This is a genomic window from Prosthecobacter fusiformis, assembly GCF_004364345.1.
In the GTDB taxonomy this organism is placed as follows: domain Bacteria; phylum Verrucomicrobiota; class Verrucomicrobiia; order Verrucomicrobiales; family Verrucomicrobiaceae; genus Prosthecobacter; species Prosthecobacter fusiformis.
The window spans coordinates 1-12527 of sequence record NZ_SOCA01000005.1 but is presented as its reverse complement, the minus strand read 5'-3'; the positions used below and the strand labels follow the sequence as shown (position 1 = coordinate 12527).

Genomic DNA, 12527 nt, shown 5'->3' with positions numbered 1-12527 from the left:
GTGTATTCCTCAAGATACCTTCTCGAAAAACAGGGTGAACTCGTGCCGGTTATACGTCAGATGGGTCTGGGCGAAGAGACGAAGGCCCGCTTTGGTTGCGGTCTTCACCGTTTTGCGGAAAAGCTCACAGGGCTCGTCCACGCTCTCAATCCGCGGAATTTTAAGGGTGAAAACAACCAGCCCTCTAGGTTTCAGGAACCTAGACAGGCGGATGACATGATCCATGGATTCATATGGTGGGCCGTTGAGATCTGAAAGAACAGCATCATATACGGTGCCAGCCTGTGGGGTAAAGGTGGCCACATCGGCATGCACAAATTTTAATCCCGGCCGGTTGTCCAACCGACGGTCCAGCGGTGCCCGATCAATGGCCGTGACGCGCTGCTCTCTTGCTAGCAATTCCGATGTCATCCCACCGGGGCAGGCCCCAAGCTCCACCCAATGACTGCCCTTAACCAGGGGCGGTCGGTGCAGCAGCAGATAGTGCAGCGCTTCGGCAATTTTAGCCCCGGCACGACTGATGATATCCGGTGAATCCTGGTCGATGTATTTGCTGCCTCCGGCATAAAGACCATTGGATAAGCGCGGACTCTGCATGCCACAGAAGAGCCCTTCTTTGCCCACTAGACAAAACAAGGTGGGCTTTTCAGGAGCCTGCTCCTCCACGGTGTTGGCGTCCAGTTTGGGGAATAACTGCAAAGCCCGGCCGCGGAGATTGGAGGCCAGGCCTTTGTAATACTTGTCTGGAGAGGTGGGATTGAGCTGTCCGATGAACAGTCCCTGGGGCTGCCGGTCACCAAATTTCTTCAGCAGGGTCTGCGCAGCTTTCTCAATGAATCCCTCCATCTTTTGGGGATTGCAGGGCCAACTGTGATCTAGGGGCAGATTCCACCGCGCAAATTTGGCAGATTCAGACTCATGGATGGCCGAAGGCTTGGGCGTTTTGATGAGGTAGTAATCCTGGCCCAGACGTGTTGTCGATGTCGCTCCAAACCGCTCCAAGACTTCTCCAGCCACGCCTTCAAAGATCTCAGGAATGCGCACCAGCCAGGAGTGGGACTGGGGTTGGGAGGTTGGCACTTCGGCATTTGTCATGAATTGATGACCTCGCCTGAGCGACGGTCATGCGCAAGTGCATGTGAGGGAGATTTACCACGGCCACAAAAGCAGTAACAGACCGCCCCCGGCCACCGCCAGACCAAAGGAGATCGCGGTACGCCAGATCAACGCAGCAGAGCCCAGGATGGCGACAGCAGCCAGTTTAAAGGCAAAATTGGCCATGGCTGCCACGACGATGGAGTGCCATGCCACCCGTGTACTAATGTTTCCTGATGCCGCCATACCGGCAGTGGAAAGCGTGATGGCATCCATGTCTGTGAGCCCGGAAATGACGCTGATGACATACATTCCAGCCTCCCCATAACGCTCCTTTGCCTCCGCCACTCCCCACAGGACTAAAGCGAACAGAAGACCAAAAAAGATGGCTGATTTAAATTCAGCCGGATTCTTTTGCTCTGACATCTCAACGACACTCTTGCGGCTTAAAAAATACAGGCCCACTGATATAACTAGGCACCAACCCAGAAGGATGCCCAAAGGAGCCGCAACTGCCTGAAGGATGCCCGGAGCCACCACGGCGACCTCCACCAAAACACGCACCAGTGAGATGCACGAAGCTATCATGATGACCAGGACACCCAACGGTGCCAGGGCGGGATCACTGGCACAACGGCGTGCGAAACTGACGGTGGTGGCCGTGCTGGAGACAAGACCGCCGATGACCCCACCGAGGATAGCCCCAGCACGTGCGCCGAAGATTTTGTACAGGACATATCCGCTGAGGCTGATACCGACAATGAACACGACCAAGAGCCAGATTTTAAATGGATTCCACACCCCGTAAGGCCCGAAGTCCCCATTCGGCAGCACGGGCAGGATGATGAGGGAAATGAGCACAAACTGCATGATGGCGCGGACGTCATGATCCCCCATGGCATTGACCATGCGATGCATCGGCCCCTTTAAATGCAGCAAAATGACCATCACCCCTCCCACCACCAGTGAAGCCTCGATACTGCCCACGACGATCAACGCCCCTACCCCATACAACAGCACGGCGGCAAATTCGGTGGTTGTTCCTGCATCACGTTCGCCATTTTTGATTTTGGTGTAATTGGCGGTGATGACGATCGCCGTGACGGCCAGCAGTCCGGCTGCAATGATCCAGGGTGAAGAGAGATCGGCCACCTGCGCACAGACTGTTCCCAGTAGTGAGATAAATGGAAACGTCCGGATGCCAGCAATGGAGCTTTCTGATCGCTCACGCTCCAATCCCAGCAACAACCCTAAACCCAGAGAAATGGCCAATTGTTGCGGGGCTAAAAGGTCATGCGGTGTCATTTGCTAATAGAAAGGGTGTCATTAAAAATATCGGCTGTCAGCACGCCAGCACGTCTGACATTTTCCGCTTCATCCATGCGACTGTCCGTATTCCTGGATACACACGTCGATATGCGCTATGACATGCGCATTCAGCCCGTCTTTCATCATGAATCTTAAACTTGAAAATCAACTCGCTCTCGTGACTGCCTCCAGTGGTGGCATTGGCAAAGAGATCGCCACCTCATTAGCTCGTGAAGGAGCTACGGTGATCATCAATGGCCGCAGCCTTGAGGCCGTGGAGTCCGCGATGACGGACATCCTCAAGCAAGTGCCTGATGCAAAATTGGAGGCTCTGGCTGCAGACAACGGGACGGCTGAAGCTGCGGTGCAAACGGTGCTCCAATATCCGAAACTGGACATCCTAGTGAACAACCTCGGCATCTATGAAGCCGTGGGCTTTTTTGATGAGACCGATGAAGACTGGCAGCGACTGTTTGAGGTGAACATCATGAGCGGTGTGCGTCTGGCACGCCATTACCTGAAACAAATGATCGCCCAGAACACTGGGCGCATCATTTTTATCTCCAGCGAATCAGCCGTGAGCCCGTCGCCCGAAATGGCCCACTATGCGGCCACCAAGACCATGCAGCTTTCCATTTCCCGCAGCTTGGCTGAACTGACCAAAGGCACTGCGGTCACCGTCAATACCATCATGCCGGGCTCTACCAAAACAGAAGGAGTAACCAAGTTTGTGAAGGACATCTTTCCCGATGAAACGCAGGAGAATGCGGAACGCCGCTTCATGCAGGAAAACCGTCCCACATCATTGATCGAGCGCCTCATTAAGCCGCAGGAAATTGCGGACTTTGTCACCTTCGTCAGCAGCCCGTTGGCTTCGGCCATCAATGGTGCTGCTTTGCGTGTGGATGGTGGCCTGGTCAGGAGCGTCTTTTAAATTTAGCTACATGCGTTTCCTTAACCGCCTCCCTCGTTTTCTCCTGCCGCTGATCAGTGGCGGAATTTTGACCCTGGCTTTTCCTGGGGCTAATTTTGAACTGGCCGCATGGCTGTGGCTTTTTCCCCTGCTGTTTTTGCTATGGCCCATCAAAAGCAATGAGAGGGCAAAGACCTCCTCACTTTTCCTCTCCGGCTGGCTGGCCGGGGCCGCCTTTTGGATTCCAAATCTGGCTTGGCTACGGCATTCATCACGGGTTATCGCCGGGGCACGCGATGATGCCTGGATAGGCTGGGAATCGGAGCTTCTCGGCGCAGCGGCCGTCGTTGGACTGGCTCTTTATTGCGCTCTCTATTTCGGTGCTTGGGCGTGGATCGTCGGTCGGTTTGCCAAGCCTGATTTCGAGAGACTGTCCAAGTCCCGCTGGCAGGAAAGCACCTGGGTTTCGCTGCGTTCCGCCTTTATCGCGGGTGCAGCCTGGGTAGGACTGGAATGGGTACGAAGCTTTTTGTTATTCTCCGGCTTCGGCTGGAACGGTCTCGGTGTAGCATTGCACCAGAATGATGTCCTGATTCAGATCACCGACGTCGTGGGGGTCATGGGACTGTCCTTCCTGCCGGTCTTTGTCGCCTGCACGGCTTGGAATGCGATTGGGCGAATGATCTGCTCCTACGGCCATGCCGAGCGCTGTCGGTCTCGTTTGGACTTCACCTTTGCATTGATCGTAGTTCTCGCGGTAGCGGGATACGGCATGCAAAAACTGGCGGGTAAACGAACCGAAGAGACCATGACCGTTCGCACCGTTCTGGTGCAGCCGAATGTGGCCCAAGTCGATGCCTGGTCAGGTGAGTTAGGCCCGCAAGTCTATCAGCGGTTGAGTACCTTTACCCGACTTTACGCTGAAGCCCGCGATGGGACCACCCATACCGACTTGGTCATCTGGCCAGAGAGTGCACTGCCCGTTCATCTTCATGGCTTGCCGGATCATAAGCCTTATTTTGATGAGTTACTGGCACTGGGAGATTACAGCCTTTTAACAGGAACTGAGTTGCATGAAGAAGGGCGTCAAGGCCATGTTTCGGCCGTTCTATTTCGGGACAACTATGAAAACCGCCAGGAGTATAACAAGATCCATCTTGTAGCTTTCGGCGAGTATCTCCCATACCGGAATATCCCGCCTTTCTCGTTTCTGAAGGGCGTTCTGCCGGGAGATTTTGCGCCAGGCACCAAGGCCGAGCCCCTTCTTTTGGAGAAGCCGCAGGTGCAGTTGATCCCCTTGATCTGCTTTGAAGATACAGTGGGACGTCTGGCCAGGAGATTTGTCCGACCGGCTCCGCAGATGCTGGTGAACATTACCAATGACGGCTGGTTTCTCGAGAGTACCGAGACAGAAGTGCATCTGGCTAACGCCAAGTTTCGCGCCATAGAATTGCATCGTCCCATGGTCCGGGCTGCCAATACAGGCATCTCTTGTTTCATCAATGCCTATGGTCAGATCACTTCACGACTTTCGGACCCAGAGACGGGGAATACCTTCATCGAAGGCTGCCTGCCAGGGGAGGTGCAAGTCCCGAAGGCTGGGAAACTCACATTTTATGCCCAGTGGGGAGATGTCTTTTCCATAGCGATGCTTCTCATCACTGGGGTTGTTATCGCCATGTCCCTCCTCAAAAAACGGCAGCCCGTTTAACGCTGAGGGATCTGCACAATACCAGCGCCAACCTGCGACTTAGGAGCACCGGTGGTCTTGGCATTGCTGATCAATGCCGCAGTAACACTCTCTGCCGAATAACCAAAACCGAGCATCGCTGAAACAACCCCTGAGGTGAGGGCCGTCGCTTGGGAAGTACCACTGCTGATGACCATTCGGTTATCCGCATAGGCGGAAACAATGCCGACACCTGGTGCGGCAATGGTCAGGCTTTCTCCGGAGTTGGAAAAGATGGCCTGGTTGCCATAAGCATCCACTGCAGCCACACTAATGACCCCTTCATACCCGGCGGGATATGCCAGAGCTGTCTGCTGTTCGTTTCCGGCCGCTGCCACGACGATCACTCCACGGTCCTGGGCATAATCAATCGCTTTGCGCAGCATCGCAGAATCCCCTGTGGTACCAAGGCTGATATTGATCACCAACGCCCCTTCATCCACCGCTCGCATGATGCCTTCGGCCACCAAGGCCGTGTTGCTTTCCCCATTGGTATCGGCCACACGAATATCGAGAATTTGCGAGGCAGGCGCAACGCCTCCCTCCTGTGCATCCACCCCTGCAATGAGTGAGGTCATAGCCGTTCCATGCCCATTCGGTGCCTCACCATCGTTGACCAGATCAATGTGCGTGATCTTAGAATTGTCCAGCATGGCGTGGTCAGTCACACCTGTATCAAGCACCGCCACCGTTGTTCCGGTTCCCCAGGCACGACGGTCTCTGGCGGCCCCGATCGCGTTCAGACCGCTGTCGCCAAAAGGAACAGTGCCCCCGGCGTTTGCCGTATCTACTTGGCTGAGATCTGGCAGACCAGGCACCCAGGCCAGATAATTGAGGCCGATGTTGTCCAAATCGGCAGCATTTTGCCGCAGTTCCCGCGCCATCGCGGCGGGATCAGTGTAGCCGACTCTGGCCGTAAGCAGTCGCTCATCATCATGAAGAACCTTCAATCCTAAAGCTGCCGCCCGCTCTTTGAAAGCCCTCAGCGCTTCAGGGGATTTGAAGGTGAGCAGCAGTTCATTCGCTTTCACGCCTGGGGCTGAATTGAGCTTTTGAAGACGCTCAGCCAATTCATCCACGGACCGGGCCGCCTCGGCAGCAGCTTGATCCAAAGCGGCAGTGACGGCATCCTGCCCAACTTGAGTCGGCTGAAATACCCAATCCCAGGCCTGTGATTTTTTAGCCGACTGTTCCGGCACATCTGTCGTCTTCACGGCCAGCCAGGCCAGCGTGCCAAAGGAGAGCAGGCAGACCACAACACTGAAAATAAGGATGCCTTTAAACCAGGAATTCATAAGTTGTGGTATGAGACCCCGCAAACAGGTCTTTGTTTCATGTTATTTTTGCTTCTTTAGAATACCCCGAGGCGGCCACTTGTCTCAAGACATCATTCCTCCTGGCCAAACCACAAACTCATCGCCCGGCCGGAGTACCCTGTCATCTCCAGGTATCCCTGGCCGCTGACAGTTTTCTCTCCAGCCTTCCCACTATAGTCCACCGCGCCTTCCCAGTACCCCAATCCTGGCGTCGTATCCGCTCTAAACTCCTGGTTCGGCAGGACAGCGGTGCTTGTCAGGGACAGACCCTGTGAGGGCACTTCAATCCGCCATTCAATAGGGTAAGCCGCCCCTCCTGGGGACTTCCAAATCTTGCCCGGAGTCAATTTAAAATCTTTGGCTGTTAAGGCCACCACCTGACCATCCGGCCCAATCCAGGTTCCTGCACTGGAATCCACGGACGCATCCCCTCGCAACTGAAAAAGCATCAGTTCACTCCCATCACTAAGCTGAGCGCTGAACCAATCCCATCCGCGCGTCCCTTTCTCAAGAAAACTGGTTCCGAATTCGTGATCCATCCAGCTTTCCCCCGTGACTTCAAATGTCTCTGCTCCCAGTCTTATGCTTCCACTTGTAGGCATTCGCGTCAGCGAATAATAATGGCTGGCGTTGCCAGGTGTAGCACCTTTTTGACTGATGCCCGCCTCTCCGTGAATGACGGCAGGTTTTCCCGAGTACAGTTCCAGTTCGATACTAAAATCATGATCACCAGCCGAGAGTGTGAACTTCCCCTCCGGCTTGGTTAGACACTCCCAGTCCTCATTCCAGACTCGTTGTTCTGTCGCACCGGCAAGCCCTGGCCCCGCCCGATTCAAGCGGTCCGCATGATGGTATTCCTTGCCCGCTGCATCCGTGACTGCCAAGTGGGCCATCCATACATCTCGCAGGGCCCAGGATGAATCCACCTCGGGCTTAGCCACAGCACCGATGCGGAAAAAGGTGAGCTGATAACCAAAGCGCCGTCCCTCTTTTGAATTCAGATTCCCTGTAAAATACCACCATTCTATCTTATGCTCAGGATGTTGGCCGTGATCTCTTGGAAAGACATACTCATAGCCAGGCCGCGATGGTTTCCACTCCTGCGCAGATGCAGCCGCCGGACAAAGCAGAACCAGCACTGCGCAAGCAATGAACGTCCGCGAGACACTGCGGCGGGCAGGCCAAAGTCCCGCGATCATGGTGCCTATCACCGTGAGCAAAGTTGAGCCCAATAAAAACAGCCATGGTGTGTAAAACTGGATGCTCCAGCCAAAGCTCTGAGGATTGATGACGTGGATAAGCACCAGGGACAGAAGCATCCCTACCACCAAACCCAGCCCCTGGCTTACCGCTCCCAGCAGACCGGATTCGATGACAATGGTGCGCCTCACCTGCGAAGCCTCTGCACCCGCAATGCGCAGCAGTCGAATCTCATCCTTTCGCTCCAGCACAAGGGTCATCATAGTTGCAGCCACCCCCGCCATGGCCACCAGGATGGCAATGATCTCCAACGCCCAGGTGATGGCAAAGGTGCTGTCGAAAATACGCAGCACCTCTTGTCGCAGGCCCGCATTGGTAAAGATGGCGACAAAACCCCGCCCATCAAGTTGCTGCACCAGTTCCGTCTTCACCGCTTCCGCATCAAAACCAGGCTTCAAATAGATGGCCACATGGGTAGGCTGGCTTTCGCCAAACCAACTATTAAACAATGTTTTATCCATGGTGAGTGTACCACTGTCATTGGAATAATCGTAGAACTGCGCGGCAACCCGGAAAGCATGTTCACCCTTCGGAGTGGAAAGGGTAACGGCATCCCCTTCCCTAACTTTGAAACGCAAGGCAAAGCTTTCCGAAATGAACACCTCCCCCTTTGCCTTCGCCTGTTCCAAGATGGCTTTGGCATTGCCTCGAGTCTTTAGGGCGATGCGGCCATGCTGCATTTGAACATCGAAATCTCCCGCCCCCAGTTTGATGATCCTGTCCTGATAGGGAATGTCCATGGAACGATGCCCGTCAAAGGCCAGCACCGCAGGATGTTCGCGCAAAATTTTGAGCGTGGGTTCAGAAAAAGTGGGCGGGCTCTGACTGCGTGGAGGAGTACCTGGGCGGATGTATAGATCCGCCCCCAGAGTCTGGTCCACCCAATAAAGCACGGTCTGCCTGAAGCTGCCGACCATGACCGCAATGGCCACGGTTAAAGCTAGGCTCACCGCCAATGCAGCCACTGACACCGAAAGCCTGTGTGTGGAAGCCCGAATTTGGGATGCCGCCAGCCTGCCTTCAATGCCGAAACAACGCCCAAGAAAACCCCGCAGAATTTCCGCAGTCCCACGTAGAACGAACGGAACCAGCAAAGACATTCCAGCAATGGCGCACAAACATGCGAAATACCCCCACAGTGGCAGCCCAGAAACCGCAGGCTGCCCGGCCGCGACATAACCAGCGATCAAACAAAGAACTGCCGGCACTGCCGCCTTCCATAACGATGAACGATGGGCATCAGAAAGCATGCCTGCATCGCTTCGCATCGCCTCCACAGGTGTCACCCGCGAGGCCTCTCGGGCGGGTAATGCAGCAGCTAATAGAGACAGCGGTAAAGCGATGCCCAAAGCCATGACCCAATGCTGCCAGGCTAGTTCCGGCACTTGCGCGGCAGTCGCCACATAAAGGGTGTCCACGGTTGTCGAAGTCAGTGCGATCGCCGCTTCCGCCAGGACCTTGGCCAGAGGCACTCCCAGCACAGCGCCGATGAGGCCGAGCAGTGCCGCCTCCCCCAAAAACAAACGCAGCACCTGCCCCCGTGTCACCCCAAGAGTACGCAGCATCCCGATCTCACGCCGCCGCGTCATCACCGCCACAGAGACCGTATTGTAAATCAAGAACACGCCCACCACGAGAGCAATGCCCGACAGCATGGTCAGGTTGAAATGAAAAGCGGCGAGCATCTTTTCCACCGCAGCACTTCGCCTCTGCGGTCTCTGCACAGACAGCCCTTTAGACATTCGTTGTTTGACTTCTTGTTCGGCATTCTCCACGGGAATACCTTCATGCAGCCGTAGTTCCACCCGGTCCACCCGCCCTGCTTTACCCAGGATGACTTGAGCATTGGCAATGTCCATGATGGCCAGCGACTGGGCAGCCAACGCCGACTGCGTGCCGCCTTTCCCCTTTTGTCCGCTTTTGCCCAGAATGGCCGTGATGCTACAAAGCCGCTCACGATCCCCAATCTGGAGTTTGATTTTATCTCCAGCTTGCAATTCGTGCCTTTCCGCAAAAGTGCTCGTGATCAATAGCGAATCCGGCTTGCCCAGCAATGCCATGAGTTCCATGCCAGTCGCTGAAGAAGAACCACTGGAGTTGCCTTCTGCTACTGCATAATCTCGCAGCGCAGGATCCCGCATGGCATCTACCCCGATGATGCGGAGCATCTCGCGTCCCTCACCGACCACCGCCATCACATCGGATTCGATCACTGGTGTGGCGATGCCGTATTCTCGCAACCAAGACATCCCGGGCAGCAAAGTTTCATCCACTCCCAATGGCGGCGCAGTGATCTCAAGAGCTGCCTTGCCAGAAACCGCATCCAGCGCTGCTGAGAACCCGCGCAGAGAGCCGCTGTTAGCCAGTTGAATCGCCAGCATCACCGCCACTCCCAGCATCACCCCCAGGGCTGTGAGTGCTGTGCGCGCAGGTTCTTTCCGCATGGGCCGCAAAATGAATTGTACAAACAAGGATGAAGCCCGTGTCATCCGGCCAGATTCAGACATCGGCTCCTGATTCAAGACTTCCATTATTCCACCACCCTCCCGTCCTTCATTCGAACAGCCTGTTTAGCTACGGCAGCGACCTGGGCGTCATGTGTCGCCATCAGAATCGCAACTCCTAGATCGCGGTTCAGTTCTTGGAACAGTTCCAAAACACGTTGTCCATTGGTGCTATCGAGGCTGCCCGTTGGCTCATCCGCAATCAGCAATGCCGGCTCGTGAATCACCGCACGGGCCAGAGCTGCACGTTGTGCTTCCCCGCCGGAAATCTGATTGGGAAAGTGTCCCAACCGATGATCAATGCCCACCCTTTTTGCCAAAACCCGGGCCTTCTCAAAAGCGGTCTTCTCATTCACCCTCGCCAGTAAAAGCGGCATGGCGATGTTTTCCAGCACACTCAACGTCGGCAACAGATTGAAGAATTGGAACACAAACCCGATTCGTTCTCTGCGCAGTCGAGTCAGGTCCGTATCCGTCATGGAGGTGACTTCCCGTCCGTCCAGTTTCAGCGATCCTGAATCCGCCTTATCCATGGCACCGCAAAGCTGCAACAGCGTGGATTTTCCACACCCAGATGGCCCCATCACAGCCACAAAGGCTCCCGCCTCCAATTGCAGCGAAACCCCGCGCAAGGCTGGAACAGCGGACTCAGCCAAGGCGTAACTGCGATGAAGATCCGTGGCGGCAAGGATGAAATTTGGCATGGGCAGTAGATTAACGTGTGTAATGAAGCTCCAGTTGCGCAGCAGTCTGACTCATAGGAATGGCATTCTGGCCATCATTATATTCTCCCAAGTCTGCAATCCATGCCATCTCCCCTTCCCCAATCGCCCGGAATTTTCAGCATGATTGGAGCGGCCTTCCGTCAGAATCGAACTGCATGCCTGCTGCTGAACGTGCTGGTGATCACCTTAGTGACCTCCTATTACCATGTCCCCGCAGTGGCGGGAGGCTGGGAGGCTATTGGGAACTTTAAACTGCGTTGGTCTTTCGCCTTCTCGCTGACCTCCACAATTTTTGCGGCCGCAGTGCTCCCCTTCTGTGTTCAGTCATTGATGGGCATGCTGCCAGAGGGCGGACGCTGGAAACGCCTCCTACTGAGCATGCTCTTCTGGGGCTATCGCGGCATGGAAATCGACCTGTTTTACCGTTTTCAAGGCTTCGTCTTTGGACATGGCAATGATGTTTTCACCCTGCTCAAAAAAGTGGTTCTCGACCAGTTCGTTTTCAGCCCCATCTGGTTTGTGCCTACTTACCTTATTGCCCTTCGCTGGATCGAGCTGGGAGCGAACTGGAAACGCACCCGCGCCTCCTTGGGCCGCGAATTTTGGATGCGAACCTGCCCTGCTGTGATGATGACTAACTGGCTTGTATGGATCCCTGCACTTGCGCTGATTTATAGCCTCCCGGCAGCCTTGCAGTTTCCGCTGTTCTCCGTCGTAATGTGCTTTTTCGTCCTCATCGTGACACTGCTGGCAGCCAGGAAAGAGGGCGCTGGAGAATAACACATCCAAGATTGCCAGAGGCTTGGCAGGCGGTAGTTCAAAGGATATTTAGCTTCGCAGGCCAAGTTCGGCAAAAAAGCGCCTCGGTGCTGCGGCGCAGGTCTTTGCCGGAAATCCTCCCTACCGTTCCTTCCTCAATCTCCTGCACCCGGCGGTCAATCTCAGCCCCCCATTCTGCCTCTACGGAAATCTCGTCGTCATCAGGAGAATGCATTACATACTCATTCTGAAGGTCACGAAGTAGTGCTTCGATGTCTGTTGGTTCCAGATTTCGGATCTCTTTTTTGATGCGTTCAACGACAGCACTCCTATCGCGACGACAAGAGAAATCTATGATTTTCACGATCCTGCTTCACCGTGTTAGCCACGGGGAAGCAGGATGCGATTAGCTTATGCCTTCTTAGGGCGTGTTTTAAAACTGTACAAGTTCTAAAAATGGCCTAACAAGAGGGATGCACCTGCACCCAAAATACCAAGCCGTCGTTCCCAAACTGGCCGAGGTTATAAAATCCATAGATTCCTAAATACCAGAAGGAAGAGGAGGCTGGGCTCCGACCAGGTCGGCCTCTCAGTGATTTGAAGCTGGTCATCGCAGGTGTTCTGCACGTGCTCAAAGAAGGCGGCTCCTGGCGTGCTTTGGACGTCCCTGGCGTTGCCTGGGAAACTGTTTACGGCCACTTCCGCCGCTGGGCCAAGGCCGGTCTCTGGGATCAGGCCATGCAGCAGATGAAATGGCATGCAGGCAAGAACCTCGGCATGATTGACTCCACCCACATCAAGGTCCACCGGGACGGGGCCAACCCCGCCGGAGGCCAGGAACAACAGGCCATGAGCCGCACCAAGGGCGGACTCAACACGAAGCTGCATGCTGCGGTGGACGGGCGCTGCCAGCCACAA

10 protein-coding genes are annotated in these 12527 nt (G+C 55.1%); 4 read left to right on the top strand and 6 right to left on the bottom strand.

From position 1 onward, the window contains the following. Nucleotides 1–9: 9 nt before the first annotated feature. Nucleotides 10–1095, bottom strand: a complete 1086-nt coding sequence (locus EI77_RS14015) for an SAM-dependent methyltransferase (RefSeq protein ID WP_133795919.1) — start codon at nucleotides 1093–1095, stop codon at nucleotides 10–12. Between the two features lie 54 nt (nucleotides 1096–1149). Next, nucleotides 1150–2400: an MgtC/SapB family protein gene (locus EI77_RS14010; RefSeq protein WP_133795918.1), complete on the bottom strand. Its 1251-nt coding sequence runs from the start codon at nucleotides 2398–2400 to the stop codon at nucleotides 1150–1152. A gap of 148 nt (nucleotides 2401–2548) precedes the next feature. On the opposite strand from EI77_RS14010, the gene EI77_RS14005 reads away from it, so the two are divergent. Together EI77_RS14005 and lnt are read left to right on the top strand one after the other, a co-directional pair. Further along, nucleotides 2549–3337 carry an SDR family NAD(P)-dependent oxidoreductase gene (locus tag EI77_RS14005; protein ID WP_133795917.1) on the top strand — a complete coding sequence of 263 codons (789 nt, stop codon included), beginning with the start codon at nucleotides 2549–2551 and terminating at the stop codon, nucleotides 3335–3337. Nucleotides 3338–3347: 10 nt separating this feature from the next. Continuing rightward, on the top strand, nucleotides 3348–5027 hold the full coding sequence (gene lnt / locus EI77_RS14000; protein ID WP_166647259.1) for an apolipoprotein N-acyltransferase: 1680 nt from the start codon (nucleotides 3348–3350) through the stop codon (nucleotides 5025–5027). Here the strand turns inward: lnt and EI77_RS13995 are convergent. The 3 genes from EI77_RS13995 to EI77_RS13985 all read right to left on the bottom strand — a co-directional run bounded on the left by EI77_RS13995 (nucleotide 5024) and on the right by EI77_RS13985 (nucleotide 10829). After that, on the bottom strand, nucleotides 5024–6340 hold the full coding sequence (locus EI77_RS13995; protein ID WP_133795915.1) for a S8 family peptidase: 1317 nt from the start codon (nucleotides 6338–6340) through the stop codon (nucleotides 5024–5026). The genes lnt and EI77_RS13995 overlap by 4 nt on opposite strands. 92 nt (nucleotides 6341–6432) lie before the next feature. After that, nucleotides 6433–10065, bottom strand: a complete 3633-nt coding sequence (locus EI77_RS13990; RefSeq protein ID WP_166647258.1) for a lipocalin-like domain-containing protein — start codon at nucleotides 10063–10065, stop codon at nucleotides 6433–6435. Between the two features lie 86 nt (nucleotides 10066–10151). Beyond that, nucleotides 10152–10829 carry an ABC transporter ATP-binding protein gene (locus EI77_RS13985; RefSeq protein ID WP_208300356.1) on the bottom strand — a complete coding sequence of 226 codons (678 nt, stop codon included), beginning with the start codon at nucleotides 10827–10829 and terminating at the stop codon, nucleotides 10152–10154. Nucleotides 10830–10970: 141 nt separating this feature from the next. Between EI77_RS13985 and EI77_RS13980 the strand changes: the two genes are divergently transcribed. Beyond that, nucleotides 10971–11630 (top strand): hypothetical protein, encoded by a 660-nt coding sequence (locus EI77_RS13980; RefSeq protein WP_133795913.1) that lies wholly within the window; start codon nucleotides 10971–10973, stop codon nucleotides 11628–11630. A gap of 37 nt (nucleotides 11631–11667) precedes the next feature. Here the strand turns inward: EI77_RS13980 and EI77_RS13975 are convergent, their stop codons facing one another. Next, nucleotides 11668–11973, bottom strand: a complete 306-nt coding sequence (locus EI77_RS13975; protein WP_133795912.1) for an addiction module protein — start codon at nucleotides 11971–11973, stop codon at nucleotides 11668–11670. 173 nt (nucleotides 11974–12146) lie between these two features. On the opposite strand from EI77_RS13975, the gene EI77_RS24065 reads away from it, so the two are divergent. After that, on the top strand, nucleotides 12147–12527 hold a 381-nt coding region (locus tag EI77_RS24065), incomplete at its 3' end, for a transposase (protein ID WP_341806088.1).